Annotated in this window: 17 protein-coding genes and 1 riboswitch; of the genes, 11 read left to right on the forward strand and 6 right to left on the reverse strand. The window is 47.3% G+C overall.

All coding sequences use genetic code 11. The features are described 5' to 3' along the window. The first annotated feature begins 217 nt into the window (after positions 1–217). The 6 genes from ACQ5BJ_RS12540 (at position 218) to ACQ5BJ_RS12565 (ending at position 7,306) form a co-directional block, all read left to right on the forward strand. Entirely contained in the window at positions 218–577 is a 360-nt protein-coding gene (locus ACQ5BJ_RS12540) for a protein kinase (protein ID WP_163975330.1), read from the forward strand. 162 nt (positions 578–739) lie between these two features. After that, positions 740–2,389, forward strand: a complete 1,650-nt coding sequence (locus ACQ5BJ_RS12545; protein WP_289356516.1) for a methyl-accepting chemotaxis protein — start codon at positions 740–742, stop codon at positions 2,387–2,389. Between the two features lie 172 nt (positions 2,390–2,561). Next, positions 2,562–4,016, forward strand: coding sequence for a spore germination protein (locus ACQ5BJ_RS12550; protein ID WP_289356515.1), 1,455 nt, complete (start codon positions 2,562–2,564; stop codon positions 4,014–4,016). Positions 4,017–4,034: 18 nt separating this feature from the next. Then, positions 4,035–5,144: a GerAB/ArcD/ProY family transporter gene (locus tag ACQ5BJ_RS12555; protein ID WP_289356514.1), complete on the forward strand. Its 1,110-nt coding sequence runs from the start codon at positions 4,035–4,037 to the stop codon at positions 5,142–5,144. After that, positions 5,141–6,280 (forward strand): Ger(x)C family spore germination protein, encoded by a 1,140-nt coding sequence (locus tag ACQ5BJ_RS12560; protein ID WP_289356513.1) that lies wholly within the window; start codon positions 5,141–5,143, stop codon positions 6,278–6,280. The genes ACQ5BJ_RS12555 and ACQ5BJ_RS12560 overlap by 4 nt, the downstream gene beginning before the upstream one ends. Before the next feature lie 132 nt (positions 6,281–6,412). Further along, positions 6,413–7,306, forward strand: coding sequence for a DUF2268 domain-containing protein (locus ACQ5BJ_RS12565; RefSeq protein WP_289356512.1), 894 nt, complete (start codon positions 6,413–6,415; stop codon positions 7,304–7,306). A gap of 146 nt (positions 7,307–7,452) precedes the next feature. On the opposite strand, the gene ACQ5BJ_RS12570 is transcribed toward ACQ5BJ_RS12565, so the two are convergent. Next, the gene (locus ACQ5BJ_RS12570) at positions 7,453–8,307 is read right to left on the reverse strand and encodes a helix-turn-helix transcriptional regulator (protein ID WP_289356511.1); all 855 of its coding nucleotides are present in this window, start codon (positions 8,305–8,307) and stop codon (positions 7,453–7,455) included. A 560-nt stretch (positions 8,308–8,867) separates the two neighbouring features. On the opposite strand from ACQ5BJ_RS12570, the gene fabF reads away from it, so the two are divergent. Then, positions 8,868–10,103 (forward strand): beta-ketoacyl-ACP synthase II, encoded by a 1,236-nt coding sequence (gene fabF, locus ACQ5BJ_RS12575; RefSeq protein ID WP_367667119.1) that lies wholly within the window; start codon positions 8,868–8,870, stop codon positions 10,101–10,103. A gap of 91 nt (positions 10,104–10,194) precedes the next feature. Here the strand turns inward: fabF and gntK are convergent, their stop codons facing one another. From gntK to ACQ5BJ_RS12600, 5 genes are all read right to left on the reverse strand, one after another. Continuing rightward, positions 10,195–11,742 carry a gluconokinase gene (gene gntK / locus ACQ5BJ_RS12580; protein WP_430110791.1) on the reverse strand — a complete coding sequence of 516 codons (1,548 nt, stop codon included), beginning with the start codon at positions 11,740–11,742 and terminating at the stop codon, positions 10,195–10,197. A gap of 34 nt (positions 11,743–11,776) precedes the next feature. Then, the gene (locus ACQ5BJ_RS12585) at positions 11,777–13,138 is read right to left on the reverse strand and encodes a GntP family permease (protein WP_268621936.1); all 1,362 of its coding nucleotides are present in this window, start codon (positions 13,136–13,138) and stop codon (positions 11,777–11,779) included. A gap of 126 nt (positions 13,139–13,264) precedes the next feature. Further along, a complete protein-coding gene (locus ACQ5BJ_RS12590) occupies positions 13,265–13,945 on the reverse strand; it encodes a GntR family transcriptional regulator (RefSeq protein WP_171414769.1) in 681 nt (226 codons plus the stop codon). Between the two features lie 121 nt (positions 13,946–14,066). After that, complete coding sequence (gene gnd, locus ACQ5BJ_RS12595; RefSeq protein WP_430110787.1) at positions 14,067–14,966, reverse strand: phosphogluconate dehydrogenase (NAD(+)-dependent, decarboxylating); 900 nt, start codon at positions 14,964–14,966, stop codon at positions 14,067–14,069. A 368-nt stretch (positions 14,967–15,334) separates the two neighbouring features. Further along, positions 15,335–15,517, reverse strand: coding sequence for a putative holin-like toxin (locus ACQ5BJ_RS12600; RefSeq protein ID WP_040734992.1), 183 nt, complete (start codon positions 15,515–15,517; stop codon positions 15,335–15,337). A gap of 197 nt (positions 15,518–15,714) precedes the next feature. Next, a riboswitch (SAM riboswitch) is annotated at positions 15,715–15,822 on the forward strand. A 93-nt stretch (positions 15,823–15,915) separates the two neighbouring features. Between ACQ5BJ_RS12600 and ACQ5BJ_RS12605 the strand changes: the two genes are divergently transcribed. From ACQ5BJ_RS12605 to ACQ5BJ_RS12620, 4 genes are all read left to right on the forward strand, one after another. Beyond that, positions 15,916–16,929 (forward strand): methionine ABC transporter ATP-binding protein, encoded by a 1,014-nt coding sequence (locus ACQ5BJ_RS12605; protein ID WP_430110784.1) that lies wholly within the window; start codon positions 15,916–15,918, stop codon positions 16,927–16,929. Then, entirely contained in the window at positions 16,919–17,584 is a 666-nt protein-coding gene (locus tag ACQ5BJ_RS12610; protein WP_005544167.1) for a methionine ABC transporter permease, read from the forward strand. The genes ACQ5BJ_RS12605 and ACQ5BJ_RS12610 overlap by 11 nt, the downstream gene beginning before the upstream one ends. A 105-nt stretch (positions 17,585–17,689) precedes the next feature. Then, positions 17,690–18,541 (forward strand): MetQ/NlpA family ABC transporter substrate-binding protein, encoded by an 852-nt coding sequence (locus tag ACQ5BJ_RS12615; RefSeq protein ID WP_187698549.1) that lies wholly within the window; start codon positions 17,690–17,692, stop codon positions 18,539–18,541. A 5-nt stretch (positions 18,542–18,546) separates the two neighbouring features. Then, positions 18,547–19,647 (forward strand): iron-containing alcohol dehydrogenase family protein, encoded by a 1,101-nt coding sequence (locus tag ACQ5BJ_RS12620; RefSeq protein ID WP_430110780.1) that lies wholly within the window; start codon positions 18,547–18,549, stop codon positions 19,645–19,647. Positions 19,648–19,731 lie beyond the last annotated feature (84 nt).

Genomic DNA, 19,731 nt, shown 5'->3' on the forward strand with positions numbered 1-19,731 from the left:
TCTGGGGATATTCTGTGCAGGGGGGATGAACATCGATCATAGCTGGAAGAGTCTGGTTGCGGATAGTCGGCAAGCAGATAATTTGATTTTATGTAACAGGAAAAATAGCAATAAGCATTGGCATGAGGCGACATATTGAGTAATATTCAGTATGAGCAGTTGAGCAATGGTTTGAACAACATACTATGAATCATTTACATCTAGGAGGAGATTTACTATGTTCGAAACAAAATTTGATGCAGTTAAAAACCGTGTGTATGTGAAGCTTGAAGGCATGATGACAATTGAGGAAGCGAAAGAGTACGATATGGCTGTTCGCAAAGAAGTGGATAAAGCGAAAGAAGGCTATACGTTCTGCATCGACATGGCAAAGGCACAACCAGCACCAGCTGACGTTAATGACTATTTGTCAGGTTTGCGCGATTACATGGCTACCAAAAAAACAAAAGGATCTTCCATGATCGTAAGCTCTGCATTGACGAAGCTGCAATTGTCCCGCTTGGTTAAAGATCTTGGCGGCGCTTATGGCGTAGCACAAAGCTACGAAGAAGCAGATCGCTATTTGGATAGCTTGTAATATCGTCTTTATTCTTTATTCTTCATAAGCAAGGACAATAAAGGGATGACCTGCCCGTTTTCGGACGGGCAGGTCTTTTTGTAACGAGTAACTAGAGCAAGTGCAATGACCAACTACGCGTAGTATATAAGAATACCCTATTACATAAAAGGTGTGACAGGAATGAAATCTCAATCTATGAACGAACGAATACGTGCGTTATGGAATCGCTGTTTTCAATCACTGTTAGCGCGGATATTATTGCCTATCAGTCTTATTACTCTGCTTGTCATTGTGGCGACCAGCATGGTGAATGCAAGCTTTATTAAAAATGTCGTGAACGACATCATGGTCGAAGATACCCATACAGCCGTTCGGCAAATTGGAAAGCTCGTCATTCAGCAGGGCAAGGATGATCCGAAGGCGGTATTGAATTTGATCGCTTATAAGGAGAACAGCTCTTCCTTGCTTGTTAAGAATGGTAAGGTAATAGCCCGTTCTGGAAAGGGTCTGACTAAGGAAACAGAGGGCAGCCTGCAGCCGCTCATCACAGGCGAGCAGAATGAAGTCAAGCTAAGCGATGGACTCGGCGGATATGCATATGCGGCAAAAGCAGGGGACTATACGGTAGTCGCTGTTTCGAATTATGATGATTTTGACAATAGTCTTGCCTCTTATAATTGGCTCATGTTGGCGGTGATTATTAGTTCCTTGCTCGTCATCTGTGGCGTAACTTGGGTACTGGTGGATCGCCTGTTTATTAAGCCGATACATAAGGTATCACGTGCTGTTGAACATATAGGCTCGGGTGACTTTTCGCATCAAGTAGGAATGACGGAACAACGCAAAGACATTTGGGGCAATGTAGCGCGCAGCTTTACAAGCATGAGAGTCAATCTGAAGGGATTGGTCGATCATGTTGTCGATACAAGTGAGAACATTAATACGACCTCGAATGACTTTGCAATCAGCTCGCAGGAAACGAGCAAATCATCGGAGCAGATTACAATTTCGCTGCAAGATATATCAATGGGCGTGGACGAGCAGGCCAAGAAGCTTGCTGAGGTCGGTCAAATGATCGAGGATGTGACGATGGCAATCGGCGAAGTGGATCAAACTGTGAAGACGATTACAGGCGAATTCACGAAAGCCAATGATAAGGTTGTGCATGGCAACGACATCGTCAATGAAACGATCAGCCATATGAAGCAGCTGTCTGATAATGTGGAAGCAAGCACGGGCATGATGAACAGCTTGCAACAAAAATCTGATAAGGTCGGCGAAATTCTAACGATTATTACTGATATTGCGGGGCAAACAAATCTGCTTGCATTGAATGCTGCGATTGAAGCAGCCCGGGCAGGGGAGCATGGCAGAGGCTTTGCGGTTGTAGCGGATGAAGTTCGCAAGCTGGCTGATCAATCGAATCAGGCCGCTCTTGAAATTCAGCAGATTATTGGAGAAGTTCAATCCGAAACGGGAAATGCAGCCGAGACAATGGATAAGAGCAATCATTTCGTCCAATCTGCCATTCAAAGTGTAAATGAGACGGGCGATGTCTTCCATGCCATTGTGGCGATGATGCAGGAAATATCCAATCTAGCCAGCATGGTCGAGGCAATCGTCCAGGAGGTCAATATTAGCTCTCAAGACATGCTTGAGCGTGTTCAGGGAGTTGTGGCCATTTCGGAGGAATCCGCTTCAAGTGTGCAATCGATTGCTGCTGCTACTGAAGAGCAGAATGCGGTTATGGAAGAGCTGGCAAGCTCGGCCGAGGAATTCAAGCGCATGGCAATGGGATTGCAGGAGTCATTGACGAAATTTAAATTTTAATATCTATTTTGACAACTAGATTATACAGTGCTTGAACCGGTACCTATCTGAGGTATCGGTTTTTTTATTGGCTGCCAATAATCGCATGATTTTGCTTCCAGCAGGGAATAATTTGTCTGATCATCCAGCATGTTTGCCACTTTCATCAATGTGATTACAGGAGGGTTGATTCATGGCGGACTTCGATTTTGCAGCTTCCCTGAAGGAACAAATATCGGCACAATTTCATCATCGCGTCAATCTTGTGGTAAGAAGTATTTTGCCTAGTGTTGCTCTATGCTATATGCCTGATCATGTCGACTTGCAGCAGCTTCATACCTCCATTATTAATCCTTTGCAGAAGCTTGATGAGACGCCATCTCGCGAGGAATTGAACAGTTTGCTTCCCGTTGGAGAGCTTATAGATATAACTTCCGTTCTGGATTGCATTCCCTTGATCGTGAAGGGATGGGTTTATATCGCGACGCCCCAGGCTGGAATTGCAGCTAATGTAGCAAACCTGCCTAAGCGTTCTCTTACCTCACCAGAGAATGAGACGACCATATTAGGCCCAATGCTTGCCTTTACAGAGTCAATCGAAACGAATACAACTTTGCTGAGGAATTCGATTCCGGATACGGATCTGTGCAGCGAGGAATTTAAAATTGGCAACAAGCGCAATTTGACGGTCAATCTCATGTTCATGGCAGATCGAGTTAGCCAGGAGCGGCTTGAACTGGTACGTCAACGCATTAAGCGGCTTCGCCTCAATGATGTGACGGGCAGCTCTGAGCTTTTGCACATGATCCAAGATAATGATTTGAGTGTCTTTCCGCAATTGATGCTGACGGAACGTATTGATTTGACGAGCCATTCTCTGCTTGAAGGCAAAATCATCATTTTGTTGGACGGAAGTCCGCTTGTGATCGTAGGTCCGAGCGAATTCATTGACTTCTTCTTGTCGATGGAAGATCGCTATTTAGGATGGGGAATCGGGACATTTATTCGCGCGCTGCGAATGGTTGCGTTAATTCTTTCTGTATTTTTGACTCCAGCCTATGTTGCCGCACTCACTTTTCATTATGAAATGATTCCTTCCTCCTTGCTCGTATCCTTGATTGAATCACGCTCTAGAGTCCCGTTCCCACCTTTATTTGAAACGTTGATCCTGGAAGTGACGATGGAGCTGCTGCGGGAAGCCGGCGCCCGGCTGCCGACTAAGGTTGGACAGACGATGGGCATTGTTGGCGGTATCGTCATTGGGCAAGCCGCGGTTCAAGCCGGATTTACGAGCAATATACTCATTATGCTGGTAGCCCTTGCGGCTCTTGGTTCTTTTGCAACTCCAGATTATTTGATGAGCAGCAGCTTACGGCTTGTCCGGTACCCGATGGTTCTCTTTGCAGGCTTCTGGGGCAGCATCGGCATTGTCTTTGTAACAGCTTTAGTCATGATGCACCTGATTCGTCAGACGAGCTTAGGAAGACCTTATTTCTCACCAGTTCACCCTATTAAGCATTCTGACTTAGCCTATGATGAGGTACTGCTTCCTGAACCGGGTGGCTTGACTTCAACTGGGCACAAGCTTCGTAAATATATCCGATCCATCTCCATCCGTTCGCTGTGGACGGGGAAAATCGATGATTAGTCATTTGTAGGTGATAAGATGAATAGCGGGACACCCCATAAATATCAATTCAAGGCCTACATGCTGCTGTTCCTCGTATGCAACGTGCAGATTGGTGTAGGGTTATTCGGATTTCAACGGTACATATATAAGGAGGCGGGACATGATGCTTGGATGTCTGTTCTGCTTGCAGGGATCGCCACCCACTTCATTATTTGGATTATGGTGAAAACCTTGGATATGCATCAAACACTCGACCTGTACGGCATCCAGCAAGTGCTGTTCGGCAAGTGGGCTGGTGGAGTGTTGAGTATTTGCATGATGCTCTATTTTCTCACGAATATGACGACAATTGTCAGGACGTATATTGAAGCCATTCAGTCGTGGATTTTCCCAGATTTTCCGACATGGCTGCTCTCGCTCATATTGGTTGTACTTATGGTGTATGGCAGTTTGGGTGGGATTCGGGTCATTTTGCAGACTTGCTTTATCAGCTTTTTCTTGATTATCGCTACCTCCCTCTTGTTCAATTATCCAATCCGATATGTGGAGTGGAGCCGGATATTGCCGATTTATGATACGAATGCTCAGCATATTTTCGTAGGGGCTATTAAGATGGGTTTTACGATTACGGGGTTCGAAGTTATTTTTATGCTGTACCGTCATGTGAAGGATAAGGATAAGGTGATGCGCTACGCTCAAGCGAGCGTGCTTTTCACCAACATTCTGTACTTGTTTATTATGATCGTATCGATCGTCTACTTCAGTGAGAATCAGATGCTTCGCACGATCTGGGGTTCCATCAATCTATTGAAAATTATCAAGTATCCTTTCTTGGAGCGGATTGAGTTCATCGCCATTCCCTTCTGGATGTTAGTTGTGCTGCCTGGCATTATGCAACTGGCTTGGAATATACTGCGGGGCACTGTACAGCTGTTCGGCTGGAATGAGAAGCTGACGTTGTATGGATTGGCCGCCATTGTCATGGTGGTATCCAGCTTCCTGCATAATCGGGGTCAAGTAAATCAGCTGAACGATTATATCGGAGTGTACTCCGTTATTGTTTCGTATTGTTATCCTCTACTCTTGTACGTATTGACGTATGTGGTTCAGTGGCGCAAACGTGGGAAGGGGAGTGATGCTCAATGAGGTTGTTGTTCAAACGCTTGTTCAAGGCGGTGTGTGTGCTTTCCATGCTAGTGCTTCTTACTAGCTGCGTACAGACTAGCGTACTGGAGAAACTGGGGCTAAGTGTGGCGATCGGGTACGATGCATTGCCCGAAGGCAAGTTGACAGTTACTTCAGTTCTTACAAATCCTGAGCCTGAGGCAAAGAAGAAGACCAAGATTGTGTCTTGTATCGCGAGCAGCAGCAAGGGGGCTCGGATCAACAATAATCGCCAATTGTCCCATACGCTTGTAAATGGGCAGGTTCGCGTCGTTGTCTTTGATGATAAGCTGGGCAAACAAGGAATAACAGATGTCGTTGAGAACTTGACTCGGGATCCGTTCTTCGGAGATATGATTTTTCTGTCCATAAGTGAAGGGCCGTCGCATGAATTGCTGAATCATAATTACGAGCAAATTCCGAATATCGGAACGTATTTGTATGAAATGCTGCAGCAGCATATTCAAGATGATTGGGTGCCTTCTTGTACAGTTCATGATTATCGGAGCGCCTTCTATAGCGCCGGTAGAGATCCGGTGCTACCAATGCTACGCAAGCTGTCTAATGGAGTTGAAATTTATAGTCTGGCCTTGTTTCAAGGAGATAGGGTGGCCGGAACGATCGGAGCGGGAGAGAGTTATTTGCTTAAGCTGCTTCTTGGGAAAATGGCTACTTTGAAAGAGCTAAAAATCGATCGTGAGGAGCTTCGTCCTTATTTACATGAAAATCGAAAGGCAGATGGTTATGTACGGGTGGTCATCTCGACCCTTGGAAGTAAGGAACATATCCGTCTCCTTTCGACATCTCCACTGAAATTCCAAGCCAATCTACGCATCAATGTGGAGCTGCAGGAAATTACCGATGAATATGATTTCAGCCAACCACAGGCCAGTAAGCTGCTTCAACAGAAAATAGGGGAGACATTAACAAAGGAAACAGACAGGCTCATTAAAAAGCTCCAGCGCATCGGATCAGATGCAATTGGCTTCGGCGAGGTATACCGCAGCTCAGTAAGGCACTCCGAACTGACATCTGAAAAGTGGAAGAAGATGTTCCCAGAGGCCAGCATTCAACCTCAAGTCGAGGTGAACATTGTCCGAACAGGTACGATTGAATAATAGAGTTCACGATTTTTGTTTACCTTTGTTACGAGTTGAACGATTGACTCTTACGTAACGTGATGGTGTAGCCTGATGGTATTCCGCCCTATCGGGAAGGAGTATACCATGAAGAGCTGCAGGTGAAACCTTATGAATATTCACGTCGAAGACACGTTAAGTCAGTACGAAGCATTGGCAGCGATGCCGCCAGAGAAGAGAGATGACTATTTCAGGCATACGATGATGAAGCCATTTCAGTCGATGTGGGAGACCATTCATGTACCCATAACAGCGAAGCAGCCGAACGGCTATGATGTGGTAATGGCTACTCAAATGATGGGCTTCCTTTCGCTTCAGCATCAGGATGGGATCGAGAAGGCAAGGAAGTGTCTGGAGGAAATTTGCATTCTGGAGCTTGCGAAGGAGACCTTGTTGGAATGTATCCACCGCATAGACTCGGCGGGGCTGGCAGTAAGGGCAGAGGAAGTGAGACTCGGCGCGTACATTGCTGATCCTGACAAGCTTAGCAGCCAGCAGGGCTATACCGGATTTGGCGGAATTCCGGGATATGTTCTCATTATCCTGGATCCAAACAGCTACAATATTCCGCGACTTCCGGCGCTAATCGCTCATGAGTTCCATCATAACATCCGCTTCTCCTATTTCGATTGGAACCATGGAGATGTAACGGTGAGCGACTATATGATCATTGAAGGCTTGGCAGATTCCTTCGCAACTGTGATGTATGGAGAGGAACTGCTCGGTCCATGGGTCACAAATATACAGGGCGAGGAGTTGGATAATTGTTTTGAGGTTATCCGTGGAGCATTGGATACGAAGGGGTTTGCCGAGGTGAGCAGCTATATGTTCGGTGATGAAGCGGCTGTGCGTGAAGGTTATCCAACGGTCGGATTGCCTGCGGGTGCCGGATATGCGGTTGGCTATCACGTTGTTCAGTCCTTCTTGAAGAGGAACCATGTATCTATTTATGAAGCGACTTTGCTGCCCACGGAGGTCATCATCCAAGGGAGCGGACTGTTGTAAGCTTTTATGGGATGGAAAGCTTGACCCCTTAGTTAGGTCATGTAAGACCCTAAGCAAAGGACTTCTGCCTAGGGTCTTTGGTCTTTATCCTTTATTGTTCATCGAGCTTGTTGGGTGTTGCTCTTGTGTCTATTGTATCTTGGTCGCTACTCATGCTGTAGTTCATCTTTTCTCATAAATCGGATCAGCTTTTCCTCGGTAGACGAATGCTCAATCGGGGTAAATACGCTGCAGCGCAAGTCCATGTTCCCCTGCAAGAGCAGTGAAGTAAGGTTGAACAGCATCTTGCCAGCTTTCGCATGCCGGAATTCGATGGTAACATCAGGGGCGATGCTGACTGGGCTCGCTTCCCACAATGCATGGAATTCGGGATGAAGCTTGGACATTTGCTCCACGAAATTCGTATACCATTCGTCTCCTACATACTGACCGTAGTAAGCTCGGAACATAGCTAAGAAGCCTTTAACAAAGTGCTCCCAATTGACAGCTAACGAGCGCAGCTCTTTTCTGGTGAAGACGAGCCGGATTAAGTTGCGCTGCTCTAATGGAAGCTGTTCGAAATCGAGAAATACGTAGGCCGCGGCGGCATTCCAACCGACAATATGGAAGTGCCGATCCGTAATAATCGTTGGGCAATATGTCAGCTCGCTCAATATTTTCCCAAGCGACGGTGGTATCTTCGTGATGCTAAATTCTTGCTGCGGGGTGTTCATATGTTTCTCTAGTGCTAGATCATACAAATATTTGCGCTCATCCTGATTCAATTGTAGGGCGGATGCTATAGCATCCAGTACAGATGGTGATACCGTAATATCTCGCCCTTGCTCCAGCCAGGTATACCAAGTCGTGCTGACTCCCGCCAATTGGGCTACCTCTTCTCTGCGCAGGCCGGGTGTTCGGCGCCTGATACCAGCCGGCAATCCAACTGATTGAGGTTGTATGATCGAGCGCTTGGATTTGAGGAAGGTAGACAGGGCTTCCAATCTAGTTTGATTTGACATGGCTATCCTCCTAATACAAGCTAGTAGTACATTTGTTTCGCTTATGTAGAATTATCGACTCAATCAGCCGCGATTTCCTCTCGTGTTTTACAAGATGACAACATGCTGCCCTCGCTCATTTATTTTCCAAGAACGTAACGACTTGCTGGATCTTCGCTGAGCATCCTGATCATAAGCTTGGGCTAGAGCTGCTTTGAAGGTAGTCATGACATTAACCTCTCTGTCCATGAATTGCGAACGTTTGTTTCCTTTATTATAGAAATAGATTCCTGATGCTGTCAACGATAGATACAATTGAGATACAGTGGATCGCATTCTAATTCGCTCACTGCTAACGTCTTAACGCCGTAGTTGATTTAGGATACAGAGTAGATTCAGGTACTAATTATACTAGTATAACCAACAACTTGTAATAGGATAATACCTGTGTGACAATATCGTAAACCGTTGAGTGGCATGATCCATGAGATGGTTCTTGAAAATGTTGAGCAGATACACATTTACAAGAAGACAGTAGAGACATAGGCTTATACGATTACATTACTAAAGGAGGGGTATAGATGGAGCCCGTAGTCATTACAGGATTAGGGGTGATCTCCCCAGTAGGAAATGATGTAGAAACGTTTTGGCAGAACTTAGTTGCCGGGAAGTCGGGGATTTCCACTATAGATACATTCGATGTAAGCGGCCATAAGACGAAAATTGCCGGTCTTGTTCGTGAGTTTGATGGAGATGAGCTTTTCGGGCGCAAAGAAGCAAGACGGTTGGATCGATTTACTCAATTCGCACTTGCGGCTGCAGAACAGGCGTGGGCGGATTCTGGGCTGGTGTTGGATGAGATTGATCCAGAGCGTTTAGGCGTCTATGTGGGATCAGGCATTGGCGGAATTGAATCCTTGATTGAAAGTGTCGATGTGCTGCGCAGCAGAGGACCTGGCAGAGTCAGTCCGACCTTGGTGCCAGCCATGATGGCGAATGCTGCCTCAGCGCAGATCAGCATTAAATGGGGAGCGCTTGGACCAACGATGTCCCATGTGTCTGCTTGTGCGATCGGAAATACAGCGATTGGCGAGGCCTTCCGCCTCATTCGCTCTGGAGGGGCGGACATCGTATTTGCAGGCGGAACGGAAGCGGCGGTTACTGACTTGTCATTAGCCAGCTTCAGTAATGCAACGGCATTATCAACAAGGAATGATGATCCGACGAAGGCAAGCCGTCCTTTTGATGCGGATCGGGATGGATTCGTCATGTCTGAGGGTGCGGGCGTGCTCATTTTGGAATCGTTGTCGCACGCTTTGCGAAGAGAAGCGCGAATCTATGCAGAGGTTCTCGGATACGGGGTAAGTTCCGATGCATACCATATTGTTGCAACACACCCTGAAGGACGCGGTGCTTATCTCGCAATGAGAACGGCATTGCATGATGCATCAATTTCTGCCGAGGATGTTGATATCATTAGCGCACATGCAACGAGTACGGAGGTTGGCGATCTTGCCGAAACGATGGCTATCAAAAAAATGTTCGGCGAATATGCCAGTCGTATTCCGATTACAGCAAACAAGTCGATAATGGGCCATATGCTGGGGGCTGCTGGGGGAACGGAGGCGATTGCGCTCGTAAAAAGCTTACAGGATGGCGTCATTCCACCCACGATTAATTTGGAGAACCCAGACCCGCATTGTGATTTGGATTATGTCCCTCATGAAGCACGCAAAGCAAACTTGAAGGTGGGTCTATCTAATTCCTTCGGCTTCGGCGGACATAACGCGGTTATCGTGTTGAAAAAGGCTGAATAACTAAGTTGCATAACTGTATGAACATTAAACGTACAAAGCCCCTGAACTGCGTATATTTCGCATAGTCAGGGGCTTAAAGATTTCTGGGGTTTTACGATTCAAACTGCTTTTGCTGGAAACGGGCAATCGCCTCATATTCCTCATCGAGTTTGCGGAAGATGGAAATGTAAATCGGCAGCAGCTCATGATAAGTTGCAGCATGATCCGGATCTGGCTCGTGCTTGTGTGTGGAGCCTACCATGTCGGCTACGATTTGAAGCGAGTCGGTTCTTCCAGTAGCGTAGAGACCGAGCACGACTGCCCCGAGACAAGAGCTTTCAACACTTTCAGGCACAACGACCTCCTGGTCGAAGATGTCGGCCATCATTTGCCGCCAAAGCGGTGAGCGGGCGAAGCCGCCTGTCGCATGAATTTTGCTTGGTCGTCCCATCTGTTCTTCCATGGCAAGCAATACGGTGTACATATTAAAGATAACGCCCTCCAGTACGGCGCGGATCATATGCTCCTTCTTGTGGTGCATCGTTAAGCCAAAGAAGGAACCTCGCGCGTTCGCATTCCAGAGTGGAGCGCGCTCACCTGTCAAGTAAGGATGGAACAGAAGCCCATCCGCACCGGGCCGCACTTGTTCAGCGATTCTTGTAAGCAAATCATAGGCATCAATGCCAAGGCGCTTTGCAGCTTCGACCTCGGAAGCCGCGAGCTCATCGCGTACCCAGCGGAACAGCATACCGCCGTTGTTCACGGGGCCGCCAATGACCCAATGCTTGTCAGTCAGTGCATAGCAGAATATTCTGCCCTTTGGATCGGTAAGCGGTTGGTCGACAACCGTGCGGATCGCTCCGCTCGTTCCGATCGTTGCCGCCACGACGCCAGGTTCGATAGCATTTACTCCCAGATTGGATAGAACGCCGTCACTCGCACCTACGGTTGCTGGTGTCTCTGGAAAGATACCCATCTCCTGTGCGTATCTCTCGTCCATCCCAGTTAGTTGGTGCGTGGTTGGAACGAGTGAAGAGAGCTTGTCTGACGTTATGCCTGCGAGTTCAAGCGCTTCTTCATCCCAAGCCAGCTGCTGTAAGTTCATCATGCCCGTAGCAGAAGCAATCGAGTAATCAACAACATACGTATGGAATAGCTTGGACAGCACGTATTCCTTGATGGAAATTAACTTGGCAGCCTTGTTCAGCAACTCAGGGGCTTCATCACGCATCCACATCAGCTTCGTCAGAGGGGACATTGGATGAATCGGAGTACCTGTACGCAGGTACAAGGCATGTCCCTTCGGATCCTGCTTTAGCCGAGCAGCATATTTGGTGCTTCGATTGTCTGCCCACGTAATGCATGGTGTCAGCGGATTACCGTTTGCATCGACAGCGATAAGGCTGTGCATCGCCGAACTGAAGGACAGGAAGAGCACGTCATCAGCTTGTACTTGTGCTGTGTTCATCGCTTGCTTCACCGAAGAGATTACGGCTTGGAAAATAAGCTCGGGATCCTGCTCGGCAATTATAGCGTTTGGCGTATGCAGCGGATAACCTTGGCTGCCGGAGGAGACGATCTTGCCGTTTTCCTCGAACAGGACTGCCTTGGTGCTTGTTGTTCCCATATCAATTCCAATCATGTATGCTGTATTACTCATAGGGTTAACCTTCTTTCTTTCATTGCCTTGTATATTACAATACTGTGCTTAACAGTAATATCAATGCTAATCCGACGACAGATAAGATCGTCTCCATGACAGTCCAAGACTTGAGCGTTTCAGGCACGGACATATTGAAAAATTCCTTCACCATCCAGAACCCGGCATCGTTCACATGTGACAGTACAATGGAGCCTGCGCCGGTTGCCAGCACAACCAATTCTACATGAACTCCCGGATTCATCGCCAGTACCGGGGCAACAATCCCGGCTGCTGTCGTCATGGCAACGGTTGCAGAACCAGTTGCGACACGAATCAATGCTGCAACGAACCAAGCGAACAGAATAACATTAATATTGGCTTGAGTAGCCAGTTCAGCGATTGCGCTGCCGACACCGCTATTGATAAGCACTTGCTTGAATGCGCCCCCGCCGCCGATGATCAGGATGATCGTTGCGGTTGGTGCCAGACATTCACTTGTGAAGCGGGATAGGTCTTCCTTCTTGAAGCCGCGTGTATAGCCGAGCGAGAAGAAGGAGAAAACGACTGCGATTAGAAGTGCGATAATTTCATGACCGATGAATTTGCAAAATACAGATAAGCTGCTTACGCCCTGAGGATCGACAATGTCTGCAACAGAACCAATCAGCATGAGAATAACAGGCAGTAAAATCGTGAACAATGTGATGCCAAAGCCAGGGAGCGGTCGATCGCTCTTTTGTGCAAATTGCTCAGCCAGCTTGGCTGGCGGCTGCACCTGAATACGCTTACCAATGAATTTGCCGAATATAGGACCAGCAATAATTGCTGTAGGAATCCCGATCAGCAAGGAATACAAAATTGTATGTCCAAGATCGGCTTGATAGGCGTCAATGGCGATCATTGGTGCCGGGTGCGGCGGTACGAGACCGTGCACAGTCGATAGACCTGCCAGAATCGGAATGCCGATTTGGAGCAGTGACTTGTTCGTCTTGCGCGCAACGGTAAAGACGATTGGAATAAGCAAAATAACTCCGACTTCAAAAAATACCGGAATGCCAACTATGAATCCCACTAGCAGCATTGCCCAGTGAACGCGAGACTCTCCGAACTTATCGATTAGCGTAGTAGCAATTTGTTCAGCACCGCCGGACTCAGCCATCATCTTGCCAAGCATCGTGCCGAGCGCGATGACGATTGCTATGGTGCCTAGTGTGCCGCCAAGACCTTGTGTAATCGATTGCACAACATCCTGCGGCTTCATGCCGGTCAGCAGCCCAAGCATAAGTGCGGATATGAGCAGGGTTACGAAAGGATTCCATTTTAGCTTGGCAATGAACACAATAAGAAATACGATCGTAATAAATGTCCATACTAGTAATGTTAGATTGTGACTCATTCCGAATAATGTGCTCATGATGTAGTAGCCTCCTTTGAAAAGTGCACGTTATGCGTTATATTCCAAATACAGCGCTTTCATTCAAACTTGAATACTTGTCGACAACTTGGTGATACAAAAACCTATATTTGTTGCAGCTTGCCGTCAGGATTGCGGCAAGCTGACATGCAAAGTGCGATTTGAATCGGCGAAGTATGCAGATACAACCTGCTGAATCGTAGAGGTATTCTTCGATTGAAGCCCTCTTACAATCGTGCGGTGCTTCTCAATTACGCTAAACAGCTTCGCTTCACCTTCAGAGAAAATTTCTTCCGTGGTCAGGAGCATGACGGTCATAACGATCTGCCGGATGCTCGTCCACAAATGAAGGATACGCTTATGTCCCGCTGCAGTGACAATCGCCTCATGGAAAGCCAAGTCCTGATAAGCAAATTCAACAGGATCATTGTACTTCATCGCCAGCTCCATCTTATCGATCATTTGCAAGAGCTTCATGTTCAGCTCATCTGTATTCATAATGGCGAGCCGCTGCTGAACAAAGCTCTCAATAAGATAACGAACGTCGTACAACTCCTCAACATCGGTAAGGCTTAATCCCAATACAACAGCTCCCATTCGTTCTAAGCGGATAAGGCCTTCGTTAGAGAGCGTTTTCAACGCTTCGCGGACAGGAGAGCGGCTGGTGCCGAAGTCGGTCGCCACTCGATTCTCCGATATAATTTCGCCTGGCTTAATCGTCCCATTAATGATTTGTAGTCGCAGCTCACAGGCGATGGATTCCCCAAGGGATGCGCCTTGCAGCCACTGCTTTGGATAGTGTGCCATTTTTGAACTCTCCCCATGAATGGTTTTCTGAACCATATCTTGCATAAGATTTGGTTCTGATTGTACCACAGTGCTGCACGACGCGACCATCGGGTTAATCGTCATTCCATAAATGTTTAAATTAGTCCTTCGTAACGACTTGGTGTCCGCCGAACTCGTTGCGCAACGCAGCAACTACTTTGCCGTGGAAGGAATCCGATTCAAGCGAACGATATCTCATGAAGAGGGACATCGCGATAACAGGTGCGCTTGCTTGCAGCTCCAATGCAGTTTCCACTGTCCATTTGCCTTCGCCAGAGCTTTGCATTACTCCACGAATGCTGTCCAGCTTCGGATCTTTGGAGAAAGCGTTTTGCGTCAGATCCATCAGCCAGCTGCGTATAACCGATCCGTTCGACCATACGCGTGCAACTTGTTCGTAATCAAAATTGAAGTCGCTCTTGTCCAATACTTCGAACCCTTCTGCGATGGCTTGCATCATTCCATACTCAATTCCGTTGTGAACCATTTTCAGAAAATGTCCACTGCCGTTCTTGCCTGCATACAAATAGCCTTGATCTACTGCGATATCCTTGAACAAAGGCTCAAGTGTAGCGAACACTTTCTCGTCGCCGCCAATCATAAAGCAGCCGCCTTCAGCCGCGCCGGATATTCCGCCGGATGTGCCTACATCGAAGTAATGAGCGCCCTGCGCTTGTAACTTCTCGCCTCGAGCGATCGATTGCTTGTAGTGGGAATTGCCGCCATCAATGACGATGTCCCCTGGAGAAAGAAGGGGGAGCAATGTTTCTACTACTTGATCGACGATTTCGCCGGCTGGAACCATCATCCAGATGATTTTAGGCGAATCCAGCTTGGATACGAGATCTTCGATCGTATCTGCAGGAGTTGCTCCGAGTGCCGCTGCTTTTTGACGCTGCTCTGCGTTTACATCGTAAGCGACTACCTGATGCTTATGCTGCAATATGTTATCTACGAGGTTGAAACCCATTTTGCCAAGGCCAATCATGCCTAATTTCATGCTGTATTCACTCCTGTGATCATGCTGTAAGTACAACAAGTATACTTGTATACAACTTAATGTGATCTTATCTTACTGTCTTCTGGCTGATCTGTAAAGTGGAAATTGTAAGCGCTGTATCAAAGTTGCATCTTAGGATGCCGTCTTATTAGGGTGGTTCAAATGGGAGAAAGTTATGTATTCCTGCCCAAGTTGCATCCATATATATTACTTCAGCTTAAGGAAATCCATTGCGAAGAATAAAGAAATATTAGATGATATGAAAGTGTATGACTCGGTGTGAATTGCTCCTGTTTGCGATCACATTGCATGTATATATTCCCAGTGATATGATTAAGAATAAATAAGGAGTCGGCGGCAACCGACCCCTACACAATAGCCGCTTTTAAGGGCGGAAGGCTTTTTGGAGCATAAATAGACCGCATCCTTTGACCTAGGGCGGTCTGTTTATGTTTATTGAGATACATCAGCAGTGTAATAATCAATGTAATTAACGCTAGTATCCATAGACCGAATTGAAGCATGGCGGATAACGCTTCATATACGCTCACAGGCATCACCTCCCTTCCGGAGGATAGCCGACCGCCCTTGTAAGCCATTCTATTGTATGTTCCATATATATGCCTTCAAAGCTGAATGAAATGTAAGAGAGCAGATAAAGAATCACTTTGAAATTGAAATGAAAATATTGTTGACAACTCATATTTTCAGATGTAATATTTTCAACAACAAATGACAACTTCATACTACCTTATCAAGAGTGACTGAGGGACTAGGCCCTATGACGTCCGGCAACCTTACTAGTGAGTAAACGGTGCTAAATCCTACGGAATGATTCCATTCTGAGAGATAAGTGTGGCGATACTGCCAATTCAACCTCTTTCTCTTAGGGAAAGAGGTTTTTTAGTATTCATCCAGGGTTAAGCAACAGGAATGGCGGGGGGATCATATGATCGAAATTCGGAATTTGGTAAAGGAATATCGAAGCAAGTCATCGACCGTCATCGGCGTAAATAACGTATCCCTTACGATTCGCAAGGGAGAAATTTACGGGATTATCGGACGAAGCGGGGCGGGGAAGAGCTCGCTGCTGCGCTGCATCAACCTGTTGGAGGAGCCTACATCCGGCAGCATTTTTGTCGATGGAGTTGACTTGACGAAGCTGCGCGGGGAGAGCTTAAGGCAGGCAAGATTAAAGATCGGCATGATCTTTCAGCACTTTCATCTTATCCGCTCCAAAACAGTATTCGAGAACATCGCCTTTGCCCTAAAGGCCAACAATAAGTCGAAGGCTGATCTTGAGCCGCGGGTAATCGAACTGCTTGAAATGGTTGGGTTGGCTGATAAACGCGATGTATATCCTGCCCAGCTCAGCGGTGGTCAGAAGCAGAGAGTAGGCATCGCCAGAGCGCTGGCGAATGAACCGCATGTGCTGCTGTGCGATGAAGCAACATCTGCGTTAGATCCGGAGACGACACAGTCGATTCTGGAGCTGCTGAAAAACATCAATCGCGAGTTGAACCTGACGATAGTGCTGATTACGCATGAGATGGAAGTCGTGAAGGACATTTGTGACCGGATGGCGGTTATGCAGAACGGGAAAGTGGTAGAAGAGGGGCCAGTCTACAACATTTTCTCTGATCCACAGCATCCGATGACGCGCTCGTTCATCAGCAGTTTGTTCCAGTTCAACCTTCCAGAACGGCTGATTCAGCATTGCAAGGGAACGATTGTGAAAATTCAATTTGTGGCACCACAAGCGGAGGAGGCGATTATTACAGATGTGATGGCTCACTTTAAAATTAGAACAAATATTCTGCATGGCAAAATTGAATATATCCATGACAAACCGCTTGGCATTCTCATTTTAGAACTGGACGGAGAAGTGTCAGACTTGCGGCAGGCACTCGACTACATCAAAGAACGAACCTATCGATTGGAGGTCCTTCATCATGCTGAGTGATTCGATCATCCAACTGCTGCCGGACTTGGGCAAGGCTTTTGTCCAGACGCTCTATATGGTTGGAATTTCACTGTTTGCTGCCATAATTCTGGGTCTTCCCATTGGAATTCTTTTATTTGTAACCGATAAGGGGCTGTTCCTTGAAAATGCGTTTACGAAAAATGTGCTGGGTTTTATCGTCAACATGATACGGTCGATTCCGTTCATCATTTTGCTGGTGACACTGCTGCCGCTGACGAAGCTCATTGTCGGCTCCACGATTGGTCCGACGGCTGCTTCGGTATCACTCTCGATTGCGGCAATTCCGTTCTTTGCCCGCTTGGTAGAAACGGCGCTGCGCGAGATTGACAAAGGCGTCATCGAGGCGGCAATTTCCATCGGTGCAACACCGTGGATGATCATTAAGGATGTTCTCCTTCCTGAAGCAAAGTCAGGCATCATTCAAGGCGTGAACATTACAGCAATCAGCCTCGTCGCTTATTCGGCAATGGCTGGAACAGTCGGTGGAGGCGGAATCGGCGATTTGGCGATTCGATTCGGTTACTATCGCTACGACAACACTGTCATGTTTGCCACGGTAATCATTCTGATCTGCTTGGTGCAGATCATTCAGTACGGCGGTGACTTTATAGCGAAGAAAGTAGACAAGCGATAATGCTATTTCAGCGATGCTTATTTCAGACTAACTGCTGAATCCAGCAAGGACTGCTGTTTGATTAGCAGTCTATACAAAAAATATCGTCAAACGGAGGTTATCATCATGAAGAAAACAGCTCTTATTCTTTCTCTTATTCTAGCAATTGGCTTGCTGGCCGGATGCGGCGGCAAAGATACATCAACAGCTTCAGGCGAAAATAGCAATGTGAGCACAGAAAGTAAGGTGCTGAAAATCGGGGCGACAGCAGGCCCTTACAGTGATATGGTAACGAAAGCGATCAAGCCGATTTTGGAGAAGAAGGGGTATCGTGTCGAGCTTGTTGAATTCGGAGATTATGTACAGCCGAACTTGGCGCTGTCCAACGGCGACTTGAGCGCGAACTTGTTCCAGCACAAGATCTATATGGAGAACTTCGCAAAGGAAAATAAAATTGGCTTGTCGGAGCTCATTTCTGTGCCAACGGCCCCAATGGGAATCTATTCGACCAAGTTCAAATCATTGGACGAAATCACAGACGGGAGCACAGTAGCAATTGCGAACGATCCGACCAACCTGGCTCGTACATTGGGACTGCTGCAAGACGCAGGACTCATTACGGTGAACAAGGAAATCGACCCGCTGCGTGTATCAGAGAAGGACGTGAAGGACAATCCGAAGCAGCTTGTTCTGCAGCCAATTGAGGCTGCTCAGCTGCCGCGGGCAGTAGATAGCGCTGATCTGTCTCTTGTTCCCGGTAACTTCGCGCTTGCAGCGAAGATGAATCTGCTCGATGCATTAAAGCTCGAGAATATGCCGGATGATTATCGCAACCGCGTCGTGGTGAACACAACTGACTTGGATAAGCAGTTCGCCAAGGATTTGAGGGAAGCTGTTGAATCACCAGAATTTGAAAAAACGATGGATGAGCAGTTCAAGGGCTTTGGCAAGCCAGAATGGATGCTGAAAAGGAAGTGAAATCAATGCCGAAGGAAAAGGAAGGGCAATCTATCGTCGTTAGAGGCACACCAGCCGTGTATCATTGTGAGACAGGTATATTGGGCAAGCTGGTCGCGTTATTGGCACCATTTCAATACAAGCGAGTAATCGTCGTTCATGGCGATCGCTCCTTGGAAGCAGCACAGCCGTATTGGCCACAAGAATCGAACATAACGTTGTTATATCTGCGTTATCAAGGGGAATGCACATTGCAGGAAGCACATCGCATTGCTTGCTATGCATTGGCAGAACGAGCGGATGCCATTCTTGGTCTCGGCGGCGGCAAGGTGATGGACTTGGTTAAAGCGGCGGGCAATACGTCGGGGCTGGATACGATTCTTGTACCGACGCTCGCTTCGAATTGCGCAGCATGGACGCCACTTAGCGTGTTCTATAACGAAGTAGGACAATTCACCCACTATTCCGTATTTCCGAAAAGCACGCTTATGGTGCTGCTTGAACCACGCATTGCTTTGCATGCACCTGTTGATTATCTGCGCGCAGGGATAGCCGATACATTAGCAAAATGGTATGAGGCGGATGTGCTCATTCGCAATTTGCAGCACCGCTCAGCCGCAGTACAGGTAGCACATCTTACAGCTCGTCTATGCCATACTACTCTTCTGGAACATGGACGTCAGAGCATTTTCGACGCGGAACAGAAGCAGCTATCCGATGCTTTCGTAGAGGTAGCGGAGACGATCATTATGACGGGCGGCCTGGTTGGCGGTTTCGGCGATCATCTTGGCCGAATTGCGGGGGCCCACTCAATCCATAATGGCCTGACCGCTGCGCCAGCTACGCATCATTTGCTGCATGGGGATAAGGTCGCGTATGGCATCCTCGTTCAGTTAGTATTGGAGGACAATGTAGAGGAAGTGAAGCAGCTTCTCCCATTTTATAAGGATTTAGGTTTGCCGTATCGTCTTAATGATTTAGGTTTGTCCGGTGAAGATCGGGCAACGCTGGAGAGCATTGCACGGCAAGCTGCTGCTCCACAGGAATCCATTCACCTGATGAGGCAAGAAGGCGTAACCGCGGCAGACGTATACGGGGCTATCGTAAAGCTGGAGCAAATGGTATAGCGATTAACGAGTGAAGCGCCATCTATTCGCATAATGCGGAGGACGGCGCTTCGTTGGATTTTATTGCACGCTCTCTACAATCAT

Source organism: Paenibacillus sp. B1-35, from assembly GCF_050474385.1.
GTDB classification, from domain to species: domain Bacteria; phylum Bacillota; class Bacilli; order Paenibacillales; family Paenibacillaceae; genus Paenibacillus_B; species Paenibacillus_B alvei.

Excerpts from the sequence above, each read along its gene's own strand:
- ACQ5BJ_RS12605 (WP_430110784.1), top strand. The coding sequence starts at position 15,916 with ATGATCGAAATTCGGAATTTGGTAAAGGAATATCGAAGCAAGTCATCG.
- gntK (WP_430110791.1), bottom strand. The coding sequence starts at position 11,742 with ATGAGTAATACAGCATACATGATTGGAATTGATATGGGAACAACAAGC.
- ACQ5BJ_RS12540 (WP_163975330.1), top strand. The coding sequence starts at position 218 with ATGTTCGAAACAAAATTTGATGCAGTTAAAAACCGTGTGTATGTGAAG.
- fabF (WP_367667119.1), top strand. The coding sequence starts at position 8,868 with ATGGAGCCCGTAGTCATTACAGGATTAGGGGTGATCTCCCCAGTAGGA.
- ACQ5BJ_RS12585 (WP_268621936.1), bottom strand. The coding sequence starts at position 13,138 with ATGAGCACATTATTCGGAATGAGTCACAATCTAACATTACTAGTATGG.
- ACQ5BJ_RS12555 (WP_289356514.1), top strand. The coding sequence starts at position 4,035 with ATGAATAGCGGGACACCCCATAAATATCAATTCAAGGCCTACATGCTG.
- gnd (WP_430110787.1), bottom strand. The coding sequence starts at position 14,966 with ATGAAATTAGGCATGATTGGCCTTGGCAAAATGGGTTTCAACCTCGTA.
- ACQ5BJ_RS12610 (WP_005544167.1), top strand. The coding sequence starts at position 16,919 with ATGCTGAGTGATTCGATCATCCAACTGCTGCCGGACTTGGGCAAGGCT.
- ACQ5BJ_RS12620 (WP_430110780.1), top strand. The coding sequence starts at position 18,547 with ATGCCGAAGGAAAAGGAAGGGCAATCTATCGTCGTTAGAGGCACACCA.
- ACQ5BJ_RS12560 (WP_289356513.1), top strand. The coding sequence starts at position 5,141 with ATGAGGTTGTTGTTCAAACGCTTGTTCAAGGCGGTGTGTGTGCTTTCC.
- ACQ5BJ_RS12590 (WP_171414769.1), bottom strand. The coding sequence starts at position 13,945 with ATGGCACACTATCCAAAGCAGTGGCTGCAAGGCGCATCCCTTGGGGAA.
- ACQ5BJ_RS12565 (WP_289356512.1), top strand. The coding sequence starts at position 6,413 with ATGAATATTCACGTCGAAGACACGTTAAGTCAGTACGAAGCATTGGCA.
- ACQ5BJ_RS12545 (WP_289356516.1), top strand. The coding sequence starts at position 740 with ATGAAATCTCAATCTATGAACGAACGAATACGTGCGTTATGGAATCGC.
- ACQ5BJ_RS12550 (WP_289356515.1), top strand. The coding sequence starts at position 2,562 with ATGGCGGACTTCGATTTTGCAGCTTCCCTGAAGGAACAAATATCGGCA.
- ACQ5BJ_RS12615 (WP_187698549.1), top strand. The coding sequence starts at position 17,690 with ATGAAGAAAACAGCTCTTATTCTTTCTCTTATTCTAGCAATTGGCTTG.
- ACQ5BJ_RS12570 (WP_289356511.1), bottom strand. The coding sequence starts at position 8,307 with ATGTCAAATCAAACTAGATTGGAAGCCCTGTCTACCTTCCTCAAATCC.